This window comes from Azohydromonas sp., assembly GCF_035325925.1.
Classification (GTDB): domain Bacteria; phylum Pseudomonadota; class Gammaproteobacteria; order Burkholderiales; family Burkholderiaceae_C; genus Calidifontimicrobium.
Genome location: NZ_DAOKZA010000006.1, coordinates 52,704 through 67,229, shown reverse-complemented (window position 1 = coordinate 67,229; position 14,526 = coordinate 52,704). Strand labels below are relative to the sequence as shown.

Here is a 14,526-nt window from a genome sequence, read left to right as displayed (position 1 = left end):
TCATGGATTCTGCGTGACCCGTGCGTCCCACTCGCGCAGCGTCGTCTTCAACACCTTGCCGTAGTGGTTCTTCGGCAGCTCGGCGACGAAGCGGTAGTGCCTGGGCCGCTTGAAACGCGCGATGTGCTGCAGGCAGTGCGCGTCGAGCGCGGCGGAATCGACGTCGCCGCGCGCGACGACCCAGGCGACGACCACCTCGCCCCACTCGGCGTCGGGCCGCCCGATCACCGCCGCCTCGGCCACTGCCGGGTGCGTCAGCAGCGCCTCCTCGACTTCGCGCGGGTAGATGTTGCTGCCGCCGCTGACGACGAGGTCCTTGCTGCGGTCGAGCAGCGTCAGGAAGCCGTCGCCGTCGAGCCGGCCGACGTCGCCGGTGTACAGCCAGCCGTCGCGGATCGTGCGCGCGGTGGCCTCGGCGTCGTTCCAGTAGCCATTCATCACGACGTCGCTGCGCACGCAGACCTCGCCGCGCTCGCCCACCGGCAGTTCGCGTCCGCCGGCGTCGCGCACGCTCAGCTCGACCATGCTCTGCGCCACGCCGACCGAGCCCAGCCGCTCGCGCCAGCGCGGGTGCTCGCGGTCGACGATCAGGTGTTTCGGCAGCACCGTGATCGTCATCGGGCACTCGCCCTGGCCGTAGATCTGCGCGAAGTGCGGCCCGACCGCGTCGAGCGCGTCGACGATGTCGGCGAGGTACATCGGCCCGCCGCCGTAGACGATCGTCGCCAGCCCCTCGGGGCGCGAGCCGCCGGCCTTCGCGGCGTCGACGATCCGGCGCACCATCGTCGGCGCGGCGAAGAACGATGCGCGCCGCCAGTGCGCGGCCAGCGCCAGGCACTCGGCGGCGTCGAAGCCGCCGGATGCGGGCACGACGTTCAGGCCACCTTGCAGGACGTACGGCAGGTGGTACAGGCCGCCGCCGTGCGACAGCGGTGCCGGGTGCAGCATCACGTCGCCGGGCGCCACCGGCTGCACCGCGGCGAGGAAGGCCAGCGTCGAGCCGCGCAGCTGGCGCGGCGCCAGCGTCACGCCCTTGGGCCGGCCGGTGGTGCCGCTGGTGTAGAACAGCCATGCGGGGTCGGTGTCGCCGCGTTCGGCGACCCCCGGCTGCGGCAGCGCGGTGTCGTGAAGGAAATCGAAGCGCTGATGCACGCCAGCGTCGACGCCGGCGTCGCGCAGCGCCGCGCGCACCTCGGCGGCGGCGTCATCGTCGACGAACAGCCAGCGCGCGCCGCTGTGGCCTGCGATCCACGCCAGCTCGCGCGCGTGCAGCTTGGCGTTGACCGGCACGGCGACCCCACCGGCCCACCACGTGCCCCACAGCAGCGGCAGGTACTCAGGGCGGTTGTGCATGAACAGCACGACGCGGTCGCCCGGCGCCAGCCCCTGCGCGTGCAGCCAGGCGGCGGTGCGCGCCGCCTGCGCGGCGAAGTTCGCGTAGTCGGCCCGCACGTCGGTGCCGAGCGCGATCGCGGGGCGCTCGGGGTGCAGCTTCGCGCTGCGTTGCAGCCACAGGGCGAGGTTCATGGCGAAGGCCACCTCGGTGCCACGGGGCCGGTAGAGTACCGACATGTCCGACGCTGCGGCCAGTCGTAGAAACACCCTGGAGGATCCCCTCGCCGCCGAGGCGCGGCTCGGTGTCGAGTTGTGCCCGCTCGGACTGCTGCTGCTGCGCGAGCGGCGCATCGCCTGGTGCAACGAGCGATTCGCCGCCGACTTCGGCTACACCAGCGAGGAGCTGCTCGGGCACTGCACCGCGATGCTGTACCCCAGCCAGGACGAGTACGAACGCATCGGCGACCGCGGCCTGAAGGTGATGCGCGCCGGCGGCGAATACCGCGACGAGCGTCTGATGAAGCGCCGCGACGGCATGCTGCAATGGTTTCGCGTGCACGGCCGCGCACTCGACCGCGCGCGGCCTTTCGACGTCACGTCGGGGGTGTTCGAGCCGCTGGCTGCCGGCGTCGACGTGCAGCGGCTCACGCCGCGCGAACGCGAGGTGCTCGCGGCGATCGGTCGCGGGCTGACGGCCAAGCAGTGCGCAAAGGAACTGGGCATCAGCCCGCGCACCGTCGAGAAGTTCCGCGCCCGGCTGCGCGAGCGCTTCGGCGCGCACAACGCCGCCGAGCTGGTCAGCCGCGTCAGCGGGCTGCCGGACTGAGCCCGGCCGCGTTCACATGAACAGGTGCTCGCCGGCGTTCTCGCCGCCGAGGATCACGTAGTTGACCTTCTTCAGGTCGGCGAGCACGCGCCCGCCGGCGTAGCTGATGCTGCTCTGCAGGTCTTCGCGCATCTCGCGCAGCGTGTCGGGCAGCCGGCCCTTGATCGGCTCGAGGATGCGCTTGCCCTCGACGTGCTTGTACTCGCCCTTGTTGAAGTCCGACGCGCTGCCGTAGTACTCCTTGTACAGCTTGCCGTCGACCTCGACCGTCTGCCCCGGGCTCTCCTCGTGGCCGGCGAACAGCGACCCGATCATCACCATCGCGGCGCCGAAGCGCACGCTCTTGGCGATGTCGCCGTGGTGGCGGATGCCGCCGTCGGCGATGATCGGCTTGGTGGCCACGCGCGCGCACCACTTCAGCGCCGACAGCTGCCACCCGCCGGTGCCGAAGCCGGTCTTCAGGCGCGTGATGCACACCTTGCCCGGGCCGATGCCGACCTTGGTCGCGTCGGCGCCCCAGTTCTCGAGGTCGATCACCGCCTCGGGCGTGCCGACGTTGCCGGCGATCACGAACGCGCTCGGCAGCTTCGCCTTGATGTGCTCGATCGTGCGGCGCACGCCGTCGGCGTGGCCGTGCGCGACGTCGATCGTCACGTAGTCGGCGCCGACGCCGCTGGCGGCGAGGCGGTCGATGACCTCGTGGTCGGCCGGCTTGACGCCCGAGCTGATCGACACCAGCAGCTTCTTCTCGCGCATCGCGGTGGCGAACGCGACGCTGTCGAGGTCGAAGCGGTGCATCACGTAGAAGTAGCCCTCGCGCGCGAGGAACTCGGCGATGCCTTCGTCGACGACGGTGCGCATGTTCGCCGGCACCACCGGCAGCTTGAAGCGCCGGCCGCCGAAGTCGACCGACGGGTCGCACTCGGCTCGGCTCTCGACGCGGCAGCGCCGCGGCAGCAGCAGGATGTTGTCGTAGTCGAAGATGTCCATGGTCAGGCTCCTGGAAGTCGGCGAGACGAGCGCTTGACCTGGAAACCCGGTCTCTTGGCGGTGCCAAAAGAAAACCGGGCGCCAGAATTTGGGCCCGGTGGCGCATTCTACGCAGCCTGCGGCCTCCCGGACGCGTTTCCTAGAATGCCCCGATGACCGCCGACGCCGCGCTGCTGCGCAACCTGAACCCCGAACAGCTCGCGGCGGTCACGCTGCCCGCGCAGCCTGCGCTGATCCTGGCCGGTGCGGGCTCGGGCAAGACGCGCGTGCTGACCACGCGCATCGCGTGGCTGATCGCCACCGGGCAGGTTTCGCCGGGCGGCGTGCTCGCGGTGACGTTCACCAACAAGGCCGCCAAGGAGATGCTGACGCGGCTGCAGGCGATGCTGCCGGTGAGCGTGCGCGGCATGTGGATCGGCACCTTCCACGGCCTGTGCAACCGCTTCCTGCGCGCGCACTGGAAGCTCGCCGGGCTGCCGGCGACGTTCCAGATCCTCGACGCGGCCGACAGCGTCGCCGCGGTCAAGCGCGTGATCAAGGCGATGAACCTCGACGAGGAGCGCTACGTGCCCAAGCAGGTGGCCTGGTTCGTCGCCGGCTGCAAGGAGGAGGGCCGGCGTCCGCGCGACGTCGACGTGCGCGATGCGCACACGCGCAAGCTGGTCGAGATCTACCAGGCCTACGACGACCAGTGTCAGCGCGAGGGCGTGGTCGACTTCGCCGAGCTGATGCTGCGCACCTACGAGCTGCTGCGCGACAACGACCCGCTGCGCGAGCACTACCGCCGGCGCTTCCGCCACGTGCTGGTCGACGAGTTCCAGGACACCAACCGGCTGCAGTACGCGTGGCTGAAGATGTTCGCGCCGCCGGCCGCGCGCACGCCCGACGTCGACGACGCGCAGGGCGTGTTCGCGGTCGGCGACGACGACCAGAGCATCTACGCGTTCCGCGGCGCACAGGTCGGCAACATGGCCGACTTCGAGCGCGAGTACCGCGTCGAGCGGGTGATCCGGCTCGAGCAGAACTACCGCTCCTTCAGCCACATCCTCGACAGCGCCAACGCGCTGATCAGCCACAACCGCCGCCGTCTGGGCAAGACGCTGCGCACCGACGCCGGCCCCGGCGAGCCGGTGCGCGTGTTCGAGGCCACCAGCGACTACGCGGAGGCGCAGTGGCTGATCGACGAGGCGCAGCAGCTGCACCGCGGCGGCATGCCGCGCAGCGAGATCGCGGTGCTGTACCGCTCGAACGCGCAGAGCCGCGTGATCGAGAGTGCGCTGTTCAACGCCGGCGTGCCGTACCGTGTCTACGGCGGCCTGCGCTTCTTCGAGCGCGCCGAGATCAAGCACGCGCTGGCGTACCTGCGCCTGATCGAGAACCCGAACGACGACACCAGCTTCCTGCGCGTGGTCAACTTCCCAACGCGCGGCATCGGCTCGCGCACCGTCGAGCAACTGCAGGACGCCGCGCGCGCCAGCGGGCGCAGCCTGCACCAGAGCGTCGGTGCCGTCGCCGGCAAGGCCGGCGCCAACCTGGCGGCGTTCGACGCGCTGGTCGGCGCGATGCGCGAAGCCACCCGAGGGCTGACGCTGCGCGAGATCATCGAGCACGTGCTCGACGCCAGCGGCCTGCGCGACTTCTATCGCACCGACAAGGAAGGTGCCGACCGCCTCGAGAACCTCGACGAACTGGTCAACGCCGCCGAGGCCTTCGTCACGCAGGAAGGTTTCGGCAAGGATGCGGTGGCGCTGCCGCTCGACGAGCAGTCGCCGGGCGCACTCGCCGCCGGGGCGGCGGCGCCGGCGGCGGCACTGGCACCCGACGCCGAAACCGGCGAGATCGTCAGCCCACTGGCCGCGTTCCTGACCCATGCCGCGCTCGAGGCTGGCGACAACCAGGCGCAGGCCGGGCAGGACGCGGTGCAGTTGATGACGGTGCACGCGGCCAAGGGGCTGGAGTTCGACGCGGTGTTCATCACCGGGCTCGAGGAGGGGCTGTTCCCGCACGAGAACGCGCTGTCGGATCCCGACGGGCTCGAGGAGGAGCGGCGGCTGATGTACGTCGCGATCACGCGCGCGCGCCAGCGGCTGTACCTGAGCTTCAGCCAGACGCGGCTGCTGCACGGGCAGACGCGCTACCACGTGCGCAGCCGTTTCCTCGAGGAGCTGCCCGAAGGTGCGCTGAAGTGGCTGACGCCGCGTGTGGCCGGCTTCGGCTCGGGTTTCGCGCGCGAGGTGCAGCAGGCGTGGCAGCGCGGCGCCGGCCCGGGGTCGATCGTCGGCGCCGGCCGCGTCGAAGCGGCACTGCCATCGACCCCGCGTGCAACGACCAGCGACGGCGCGGTGCTGCGCGTCGGCCAGAGCGTGTTCCACGCCAAGTTCGGCGAAGGCGTGGTCGTGACGCTCGAAGGCCGCGGCGCCGACGCGCGCGCGCAGATCAACTTCGGCCGCCACGGGCTGAAGTGGCTCGCCCTGGCCGTGGCCAAGCTCACGCCGGTGCACTGACGCGCCGGGTCACTTCTTCGCGGCAGGATCCTCGGGCGGGCCCGACACCGCATCGATGCCGGCGCCGATCGCCTTGCCGGTGATCTCGACCCCGGCCGACACCACGCTGGCGCCGACGCTGACGACCGCGCCGACCGCGGCGCCGGCCACGCCGACGACGGCGCAGCCGCCGGTGACGACCGCGAGACCGACCGCGCAGACGAGGACAACGGCACGCTTCATCGCGCCGATTGTCGCCACCGCGGCGCGGTTGCCACCGCCCGTCGCCGCGCGCGGCGCCCGCTCAGCCGCCCAGCGCGGCGAGCAGCGACCGCGAGCGCGCACGCAGCGTCGCGCAACTCGACCCGGCCCCCAGCTGCAGGCAGTGCAGCGCGTAGCGACGGTCGGCCTGCAGGCGTTCGAGGTGCACGCTGTGTCCCTCGGTGGCCATCAGCCACTTGAAGTCCACCCAGTCGAGCAGGTCGGGGGCGCTGGCCACGGTCGTCATCGTCTCGGTCCGTTCACGGTGTAGACATTAGAGCCTGCCAAGGCCGCGCATATCCCCATCAGAGGTGAGAGTCGCCTCTAATCCGCGCGCTCGGCGCCGGCGCGCGGCAGGTACTGTGACGAAGTCACGCCCATCGACACGTAGATGCTCGTCAGCGCCTCGATGCCGACCTCGGCCGGCGTGACCCAGTGCTCGGGCACCCACAGCAGCCCGCCGCCCACCGGCACGGGCGCCGTGGGCACCAGCACCGCGATGCAGCGCCGTCCGTCGATCAGCACCGGCTCGGCGCTCGACAGCAGCGCCAGAGCGGTGGCGCCTCCCGGGCCGCCGAAGTGGCACCACACCGGGCGCATCGACTTCAGTCCCCCCTCGTCGTCTCGCCGCGAGAACAGCTCGACCATGCGGCGGATCACCCCGTAGACGCTGCTGACCAGGGGGATGCGCGTGACCAGCCCGTCGACCAGCCGCGCGGCGCCGCGCTGCAGCCCGGTCTCGACGAGCACGCCGAGACCGAACACCAGCGCCGCAACCACCGCGACGCCCAGCAGGTAGCCGACCACCTCGGACCCGGTCACGCCGAAGCCGATCGCCTTGACGACGCCGCCGACCAGGCTGTCGGGGCCGAGCCAGCGCAGCAGCACGTTGGCCGCCCACACGAAGATCGCGATCGTCGCCGCCAGCGGCAGCGCGGCCAGCAGCCCGGTGGCGAAGATGCGGATCAGGGTGCGCGTGCCAGAGGTCATGAGGCGTCCTTCGAGGGCGTCGGCGCCGCGGCGGCGCACGGGGCCGGCGGATTATCCCGACGCTTCGTCGGCACCAGACGCAGTTCGTCGCCTGGCACGGCGGCCCGGTCGCATGCCGCTGGCGAGGCGCCACGCGGGCGACGACACTGCCCTCATCGAAGTCGTCGACCGCCCACCGGAGTCCGCCATGAACGCCGCCACCCGCCTCAGCCTGATGCCCGCCGTCCTGGCCGTTGTCGCGGCCGCCGCATGGGTCGTCGATGCCGGGAGCGCGCCGGCCGTCGAACGGCCGCCCGCCGACGGGGCAGTGAACCGCGTGGTCGTCACCGCGCCGCGCCTGCCGGCCGACGCCGGGGTGCATCGCGTGGTGGTCACCGCGCCGCGCGCGGTCGCCGACGAGGCGGTGGTGCACCGGGTGGAGATCACGGCGACGCGGCTGCACCCCGAGGCGACGCTGACCGCCGACGCCGTCTCGCCGCAACCGCGGGCGCTGTGACCCGCAGCCCGGCCCAGCCGCGGCCGCCGTGACCCGCGGCCCGGCCTGGCCGCGCACGCCGGGCACGTCGCACCGGGGCCTACACTGGGGCGAACGCAGCCCCCGCGACGCCGCCCGATGATCGACAGCACGTCCCCGTCCCCATCCACCGGGCCGGCAACCACGAAGGACGCCGAAGACGCCGCCCGCCGCCAGCGCGAACGGGTCGAGAAGTACCTCGGGCAGGCGCCGGTCGCTGCCAGCGGCGCCGTCACCGTCGACGCCGGACGACTCGAGTACCGCAGCGTCGCCGAGTTCCTGCCGGTGCGCGCCGGTGGCATCGAGGCCAGGCGTGGGGACCCCGAGGCGGCGGTGTTCACCACCGCCTACGTGGTCGGCGACGACGCGCTGCGGCCGGTGTGCTTCGCATTCAACGGCGGCCCCGGATCGGCGTCGATCTGGCTGCACCTCGGTGCGCTCGGTCCGAAGCGCGTCGTCGTGCCCGACGACGCCCGCATGCCGCTGCCGCCGTTCGAGGTCAGCGACAACCCGCTGACCTGGCTGCGCCACTTCGACCTGGTGTTCGTCGATCCGCCGCACACCGGCTGGTCGATCAGCGTCGATGACGACACGCGCAAGAAGCATCTGAGCGTCGACGGCGACGCCGCGGCGATCGCCGACGTGATCGAGGGCTGGCTCACGCGCCACCGGCGCTGGGGCGCACCGGTGTTCGTCGCCGCGGAGAGCTACGGCACGACGCGCGCCGCGGCGCTGGCTGACAGGCTGCTGGACGCCGGCGTCGCGCTCGCCGGGCTGGTGCTGGTGTCGTGTGCGATGGACCTGCAGGCGCTGGTGTTCGCGCCGCGCAACGACCTGCCGTACGCGCTGTTCCTGCCGGCGTTCGCCAACACGGCCCAGTACCACGGCAGGCTCAAGGGGACGCCGGGTGCGTCGAGCGACGCGGCGCGCGCTGCCGCCGAGGCCTTCGTCGCCGACGACTACCTGGCCGCGCTGCACGCCGGCGCCCGGCTCGACGGCGCGCGGCGTTCTCGCGTCGTGCGGCGGCTGGCCGAACTCACCGGGCTGCCGCGCGGGCTGGTCGAGCGGCGCAACCTGCGCATCGACGACGAGACTTTCTTCGTCGAACTGCTGCGCGACCAGGGGCGCATCGTCGGACGGCTCGAGTCGCGCTCGACCGGGCCGATGGCCGCGCGCCAGCGCACCGACTGGGAGTTCGATCCCGGCATCGATGCGATCGCCGCGCCGTACACCAGCGCCGCGCTGCGTTACTTCACCGAGGGGCTGGGCTTGCACGAGGGCGCGCAGGCGGGCCAGCGCTACGAGGTGCTGTCGCTCGATGCACACCGTCGGTGGGACTGGAACCGCAAAGGCGAGGGCGGCGAGCCGCAGCGCGGCAACGCCTTCGCCAGCACCAGCGACGACCTGTCGCGCGCACTGCGCCGCCAGCCGCACCTGCGGGTGCTGGTGGCCAGCGGGCGCTACGACCTGGGCACGCCGTACAGCGCCAGCGACTGGTCGCTGGCGCAGCTCGACGTGCCGCCCGAGGTGCGCGCGCGCGTCACGCACCGCTACTACGACGCCGGCCACATGATGTACACGCGCGAAGCCGACCTGCGCCGGCTCGCCACCGACCTCGCGGACTGGGTCGAGACCGTCCTGGCGCGCGCGTGATCGCGCCGCGCAGCGCGAAGTTCCTGGGCACAGACCCTGATCTCGGGGCGCGTCGCATCGGGTAGGCTCATCGAGGCCGTTCGCCGCATGCGCCGCGGCGGCAGCGATGCCGGTGGCGCGGCGCAGTGTATGGTTGCGACCCCGCCGCCGGGCCCAGGCCCGGCTGACCTCCACGATGCCCCGATGACCCGTCGCACCTGCGAGACGCGCGCATGAATCCCGCCGACACGCTGTGGTCGCTGGCCGGCGGCGCCTGGGCGATCGGCCCGGACACGCTGCTCGGGGCGACGCTGCTGCTGGTCGCCGCCGCGCTGCTCGGCGAGGTCGTGTGGCGCGCGCTGCGCTGGCCGCGGCTGATGGGCTACGTCGTTGTCGGCGCGGTGCTCGCGCTGGCCGGCGCCAGCGCCGACCCGGCACGTCCGGCGGTGCGGCTGGTCGTCGACGTCGCGCTGGCGCTGCTGCTGTTCGAGGCGGGCACGCGGCTGAACCTGCGCTGGCTGGTGCGCAACCCGTGGCTGCTGGCGACCAGCGTCGCCGAGTCGGTGCTGTCGGCGGTGGCGGTGTACGCGGCGGCGCGCGCCTTCGGACTCGACCCGCAGACGGCTGCGGTGCTGGCGCTGATCGCGATGAGCGTCTCGCCGGCGGTGGTGCAGCGCGTGGTCGGCGAGTGCGGTGCCGCCGGCCAGGTCACGGAACGGCTGATGGCGTTGACCGCGCTGAACACGCTGTTCGCGGTGCTCGCGATCAAGGCGCTGTCGGCCGGGCTGCTGCTCAGCCGTCCCGACACCTGGCAGGCCGCGCTGCCGGCCGTGACGATCTCGTTCGCCGGCTCGTTCCTGCTCGGCGTCGCGCTCGGGTCGGTGATCGCGCTGATCGCGCGCCGGCTGGACCTGCGCAACGAGAACGCGGTGATGCTGCTGTTGGGCTTCGTGCTGCTGGCCATCGTGATCGCCAAGGCGCTGTCGCTGTCGACGCTGTTGGTGCCACTGCTGGCCGGGCTGTGGCTGCGCAACCGAAGCGATCGGCCCTGGGTGTGGCCGCGCCACTTCGGCAGCGCCGGCGGCGTGTTGGTGTTGGCGCTGTTCGTCGCCGTCAGCTCGGCGTGGTCGCCGCTGGACTTCCCGAAGGCGTTCGGCATCGCCGCGGCGCTGGTCGCGGTGCGCTGGCTGGCCAAGGCGGCGGCGGTGTTCGCGCTGGCGCGGCCCAGCGGGCTGGCGTGGCGCCAGGCGGCCAGCCTGGGCGCGTGCCTGCTGCCGATGTCGGCCACCGCCTGGGTGCTGGCCATCGACTTCGGCGCGACGCACCCCGAGGCGGCCGCGCCGCTGATGCCGGTGCTGCTGACCAGCCTGGCGCTGGTCGAGCTGGTGTCGCCGCTGGTGCTGCTGTACGCGTTGCGCTTCGCCGGCGAGCTCGACGCGCCCGAGGGCACCGTGTCGGCACGCATCGCCGAGGGCAGCCGATGAGCCTGGGCGAGTTCGCGGCCTCGAAGGCGTTCACGCTCGGCGTCGAGCTCGAGCTGCAGATCGTCAACCGCCACGACTACGACCTCACGCCGGGCGCCGCCGACCTGCTGCGCCTGGTCGCGCGGCACAAGATGGCCGCCGACGTCAAGCCGGAGATCACCAGCAGCATGATCGAGCTGTCGACCGGCGTGTGCGAGCGCCACGCCGACGTCATCGAGCAGCTGCACGAGGTGCGCGACGTGCTGGTGCAGTGCGCCGAGCGGCAGAACCTGCGCCTGGCTGGCGGCGGCACGCACGCGTTCCAGGACTGGAGCAAGCGCCGCATCTACGACACGCCGCGTTTTCACCACGTGTCGCAGCTGTACGGGTACCTGTCGAAGCAGTTCACGGTGTTCGGCCAGCACGTGCACATCGGCTGCCCGAGCCCCGACCAGGCGCTGTGGCTGCTGCACGCGATGTGCCGCTTCGTGCCGCACGTGATCGCGCTGTCGGCGTCGTCCCCGTACGTGCAGGGCTCGGACACCGGCTTCCAGTCGGCGCGGTTGAACTCGGTGTTCGCGTTCCCGATGTCGGGCCGCGCGCCGTTCGCGCTGACCTGGGACGCGTTCAAGGCGTACTTCGAGAAGATGACGCACACCGGCGTCATCGAGTCGATGAAGGACTTCTACTGGGACATCCGACCGAAGCCCGAGTTCGGCACGATCGAGGTGCGCGTGATGGACACGCCGTTGACCGTCGAGAAGGCCGCGGCGATCGCGGTGTACCTGCAGTGCATCGCGCGCTGGCTGTTGCTCGAGCGCCCGTTCGAGCCGCACGAGGACGACTACCTGGCCTACACCTACAACCGTTTCCAGGCCTGCCGCTTCGGCCTCGACGGCGAGGTCGTCGACCCGCACACCGCCGAGCACCAGACGCTGCGCGCGCTGATCGCGCAGACGCTGCGCGACGTCGAGATGCACGCCATCGAGCTGCGCGCCGAGCGCGGGCTGGCGCTGATCCGCGAGCAGCTCGCCAGCGACCACGGCACCGACGCCGGCTGGCTGCGCCAGGTGCAGGCGCAGGAGCAGTACCTGCCCGAGCTGGTGCGCCGGCAGTGCCTGCGTTTCGAGGGGCGCTGAGCGAGACTCCGCTCAGCCGCTGCGGTTGCGCGCGCGCACCGCGTCGCGCCGGGCCTCGATCGCCGCGGCCTCGAGCTGCCGGTTGTGCGCGCGGGCCCGTTCGCGCTCGAGCGCCATCGCGTCGCCGAAGGCCAGCGCGTAGCCGTCGCGCATCGTCGCCTTGTAGGTCTCGAGCATGCCGGGCGCAGCGCCGAGCATCTCGCGCGCCAGCGCGCGCGCCTCGTCGAGCAGGCGTTCGGGCGGCACGACGCGATTGACCAGGCCCCAGGCGTCGGCTTCTGCGGCGCCGAGCCAGCGCCCGCTCAGGCTCAGCTCGTGCGCGCGGTACGGGCCGATCGCGCGGGCGAGCCGCTGCGACAGGCCCCAGCCGGGGGCGATGCCGATGCGCGCGTGCGTGTCGGCGAAGCGCGCCTCGGTCGACGCGAGCAGCACGTCGCAGGCCAGCGCCAGCTCGAAGCCGCCGGTGACCGCGACGCCGTTGACGGCGCCGATCACCGGCCCGGCGAAGCGGCCGATCGCGGCCACCGGATCGCGCGGCGCGATGCCCGTCTCGCCCTCGCCGAGTGCGGCGTCTCCGCGGCCGAGCTCCTTCAGGTCGAGCCCGGCGCAGAACGCGCGCCCGGCGCCGGTGACGATCAGCACGCGCACCGCCGGGTCGGCGGCGAGCCGGTCGACGGCGTCGGCGAGCGCGGTCATCAGCGCACGCGACAGCGCGTTGAGGGCCTGCGGCCGGTTCAGCGTGAGCAGCGCGTGGCCCGCCGGGTCGACCTCGGTCAGCACGAGGCCGTCGCTTGGGCTCATGCGTCGCGCACGTCGGCCACGGGCTGCGCGCCGAAGTCGGCGCGGTCGAGCCAGGCCAGCACCCGCGCCGCCGCCGCCTCGGGGCTGGCGAGCTGTCCGCCCGCCTTGAGCTGCGCGAAGCGCTCGCGGTCGGGGAAGACGCCGGGGTCGGCGCCGCGCAACTGCACCTGCATGTCGGTGTCGATGACCCCCGGCGCGAGCGACACCACGCGCGCGCCGTTCGCCTTGAGCGCCTCGTCGAGCGCCAGCGCGCGGCTGAAGTGGTCGAGCCCGGCCTTGACCGCGCAGTACGGTGCGCTGCCGGCCATCGCGAATCGCCCCAGCCCCGACGAGACGTTCAGCACCTTGCGCTGCGCGGCCCAGCCGTCGGTGGCATGCACGAAGGCGCGCGTCAGCAGCACCGGGGCTTCGAGTCCCACGCGCAGCGCCGCCGACAGCGCGGCGGCGTCGGCGGCGCCGATCGGCCCGGGCGGTGTCAGCAGCGCGGCATTGTTGATGAGCGTCGCGCTGGCGAAGCGGTGCGCGTCGAGCGCGCCCAGCCAGTGTTCGAGCCGGCGCGCCGCATCGAGCGGGTCGCCAAGGTCGACGCTCCACTGCTCGAGCAGGCCACCGTCGGGCGCGGCGAGCGCGGCGTCGGGGCGGCGCGCCAGCGTCAGCACGTGGTGACCTTCGCGCAGGCGTTGCACGGCCATCGCACGGCCCAGTCCGCGCGAGGCGCCGGTGATCAGCGTCAGGTGGTTCGGCATGCGCGCAGCATAGCGCCGGGCGCGGTCAGAATGCGCCGATGCACGCGCTGTGGACCCGACCGTGGATGCTCGCGCTGGCCGCCGGCGTGGCGATCGTCGTCATCGCCTTCGTGCCGTCGCTGTGGCTGCTGTGGACGCGCGGCGGCGAGGCCCCGGCGGCGGCCGGCGGGGCACCGCCCTGGCAGATCGAGCGCGTCGACGACGACGCGACGCGCGTGTTCGGGCTGACGCTGGGCCGCAGCGCGCTGGCCGACGCGCTGCCGCGCGACGACGCGCTGCAGGTCGCGCTGGTCGGGCGCGGCGACGAGGTCGGCGCGCTCGAGGCGCTGGTCGACCCGTTCGCCGCGGGTTTCGTCAGCGGCCGGCTGATCGTCGCGGCCGACGCCGAGCTGGCGCTGCGCCGCGCCTGGCGCGAGCGCTCGCCGCAGCGCGACGCCGGCGGCGACGGTGCGTGGCGGCACCGGCTGGCGCCGGCCGATCGCGGCGAGGCGCTGCGCGCGCCGGTGGCCGGGCTGACCTTCATCCCGTCGGCGCAACTCGACGCGGCGACGCTGCGGCGGCGCTTCGGTGAGCCCGACGAGATCGTGCGCACCGGCGAGCGGCTCGAGCACTGGCTGTACCCGGCGCGCGGGCTGGCGATCACGCTCGACGCCGAGGGCCGCGAGGTGTTGCAGTACGTCGCGCCGACGCAGTTCGAGGCGCGGCTGCGCGCGCCGCTGCTGGATGCCGCGCGCTGAGCGCGCGATCAGGCGCGCACGACGATCGGGAAGGTTGCGCGCACGCCGCCGTCGGCCGCGGGGCGGAACGGCACCGTGACCAGCGCGCGCTCGTCGTCGGACAGGCGCCGCCATAGGAAGTCGCGCGCGTTGCCCGGGTCGCCCTCGACGTACAGCTGCGTCGTCAGCAGCTCGCGCTGACCGAGCCGGACCTTGACGTGGATGTGCGGCGTGCGCCCGCTGTAGGGCACCGGCCGCAGCGTGCGGAAGCGCCAGCGGCCGTCGGCGTCGACGGTGGTGCGGCCGAAACCCTGGAACGCCGGGTCGTGGCGGCCGCGGTCGCCGGGGTGGTTGTACACGCCGTGCGCGTCGCACTGCCAGATCTCGACCGCCGCGCCCCGCAGCGCGCGCCCGTCGAGGTCGACCACCGTGCCTTCGACCGTCGCCGGCTGGCCGTCGCGGGTGACGAGGTCGCCGTGGCGAAGCAGGTCGGCGTCGTGGTCGTCGGGCAGGTCGAGCGGGTAGAACGGACCCTCGGTCTGGGACGGCGTCGCGCGCAGCGTGCCGGCGGCGTGCACCAGGCGCGCCGGCCACAGCGCCGGCATCGCCACGACTGCCCCGCCGGCGGCC

The 14,526-nt window shown here is 73.0% G+C and carries 15 protein-coding genes; 7 read left to right on the top strand and 8 right to left on the bottom strand.

The genetic code is table 11. The features are described from left to right. Nucleotides 1–1,527: an AMP-binding protein gene (locus PKC53_RS03690; protein WP_324426434.1), complete on the bottom strand. Its 1,527-nt coding sequence runs from the start codon at nucleotides 1,525–1,527 to the stop codon at nucleotides 1–3. A gap of 43 nt (nucleotides 1,528–1,570) precedes the next feature. Between PKC53_RS03690 and PKC53_RS03685 the strand changes: the two genes are divergently transcribed. Next, nucleotides 1,571–2,161 carry a LuxR C-terminal-related transcriptional regulator gene (locus tag PKC53_RS03685; RefSeq protein WP_324426432.1) on the top strand — a complete coding sequence of 197 codons (591 nt, stop codon included), beginning with the start codon at nucleotides 1,571–1,573 and terminating at the stop codon, nucleotides 2,159–2,161. A gap of 12 nt (nucleotides 2,162–2,173) precedes the next feature. On the opposite strand, the gene PKC53_RS03680 is transcribed toward PKC53_RS03685, so the two are convergent. Further along, a complete protein-coding gene (locus PKC53_RS03680) occupies nucleotides 2,174–3,151 on the bottom strand; it encodes a GMP reductase (protein WP_324426430.1) in 978 nt (325 codons plus the stop codon). A 152-nt stretch (nucleotides 3,152–3,303) separates the two neighbouring features. Here PKC53_RS03680 and PKC53_RS03675 point away from each other — a divergent pair, with 152 nt between their 5' ends. Next, nucleotides 3,304–5,655, top strand: coding sequence for a UvrD-helicase domain-containing protein (locus tag PKC53_RS03675; RefSeq protein ID WP_324426428.1), 2,352 nt, complete (start codon nucleotides 3,304–3,306; stop codon nucleotides 5,653–5,655). A gap of 9 nt (nucleotides 5,656–5,664) precedes the next feature. Here PKC53_RS03675 and PKC53_RS03670 read toward each other — a convergent pair whose 3' ends face one another. The 3 genes from PKC53_RS03670 to PKC53_RS03660 all read right to left on the bottom strand — a co-directional run bounded on the left by PKC53_RS03670 (nucleotide 5,665) and on the right by PKC53_RS03660 (nucleotide 6,885). Further along, a complete protein-coding gene (locus PKC53_RS03670) occupies nucleotides 5,665–5,877 on the bottom strand; it encodes a hypothetical protein (protein WP_324426426.1) in 213 nt (70 codons plus the stop codon). A gap of 61 nt (nucleotides 5,878–5,938) precedes the next feature. Beyond that, on the bottom strand, nucleotides 5,939–6,142 hold the full coding sequence (locus PKC53_RS03665; RefSeq protein ID WP_324426424.1) for a hypothetical protein: 204 nt from the start codon (nucleotides 6,140–6,142) through the stop codon (nucleotides 5,939–5,941). A gap of 77 nt (nucleotides 6,143–6,219) precedes the next feature. Beyond that, entirely contained in the window at nucleotides 6,220–6,885 is a 666-nt protein-coding gene (locus PKC53_RS03660) for a DUF502 domain-containing protein (RefSeq protein WP_324426422.1), read from the bottom strand. Nucleotides 6,886–6,997: 112 nt separating this feature from the next. Between PKC53_RS03660 and PKC53_RS03655 the strand changes: the two genes are divergently transcribed. From PKC53_RS03655 to PKC53_RS03640, 4 genes are all read left to right on the top strand, one after another. After that, the gene (locus PKC53_RS03655) at nucleotides 6,998–7,381 is read left to right on the top strand and encodes a hypothetical protein (protein ID WP_324426421.1); all 384 of its coding nucleotides are present in this window, start codon (nucleotides 6,998–7,000) and stop codon (nucleotides 7,379–7,381) included. Between the two features lie 117 nt (nucleotides 7,382–7,498). Next, complete coding sequence (locus PKC53_RS03650; RefSeq protein ID WP_324426419.1) at nucleotides 7,499–9,052, top strand: peptidase S10; 1,554 nt, start codon at nucleotides 7,499–7,501, stop codon at nucleotides 9,050–9,052. Between the two features lie 212 nt (nucleotides 9,053–9,264). Next, nucleotides 9,265–10,515: a cation:proton antiporter gene (locus PKC53_RS03645; protein ID WP_324426417.1), complete on the top strand. Its 1,251-nt coding sequence runs from the start codon at nucleotides 9,265–9,267 to the stop codon at nucleotides 10,513–10,515. After that, complete coding sequence (locus tag PKC53_RS03640) at nucleotides 10,512–11,633, top strand: YbdK family carboxylate-amine ligase (protein WP_324426415.1); 1,122 nt, start codon at nucleotides 10,512–10,514, stop codon at nucleotides 11,631–11,633. The genes PKC53_RS03645 and PKC53_RS03640 overlap by 4 nt, the downstream gene beginning before the upstream one ends. A gap of 12 nt (nucleotides 11,634–11,645) precedes the next feature. Here PKC53_RS03640 and PKC53_RS03635 read toward each other — a convergent pair whose 3' ends face one another. Both PKC53_RS03635 and PKC53_RS03630 read right to left on the bottom strand, forming a co-directional pair. Further along, complete coding sequence (locus tag PKC53_RS03635; RefSeq protein WP_324426413.1) at nucleotides 11,646–12,434, bottom strand: enoyl-CoA hydratase; 789 nt, start codon at nucleotides 12,432–12,434, stop codon at nucleotides 11,646–11,648. Next, the gene (locus PKC53_RS03630; RefSeq protein ID WP_324426411.1) at nucleotides 12,431–13,180 is read right to left on the bottom strand and encodes an SDR family NAD(P)-dependent oxidoreductase; all 750 of its coding nucleotides are present in this window, start codon (nucleotides 13,178–13,180) and stop codon (nucleotides 12,431–12,433) included. Before PKC53_RS03630 ends, PKC53_RS03635 begins: the two co-directional genes overlap by 4 nt. Nucleotides 13,181–13,218: 38 nt before the next feature. Between PKC53_RS03630 and PKC53_RS03625 the strand changes: the two genes are divergently transcribed. Then, nucleotides 13,219–13,917, top strand: coding sequence for a hypothetical protein (locus PKC53_RS03625; RefSeq protein ID WP_324426409.1), 699 nt, complete (start codon nucleotides 13,219–13,221; stop codon nucleotides 13,915–13,917). 8 nt (nucleotides 13,918–13,925) lie between these two features. On the opposite strand, the gene PKC53_RS03620 is transcribed toward PKC53_RS03625, so the two are convergent. Further along, nucleotides 13,926–14,501, bottom strand: coding sequence for a protocatechuate 3,4-dioxygenase (locus PKC53_RS03620; RefSeq protein ID WP_324426508.1), 576 nt, complete (start codon nucleotides 14,499–14,501; stop codon nucleotides 13,926–13,928). Nucleotides 14,502–14,526: the final 25 nt, after the last annotated feature.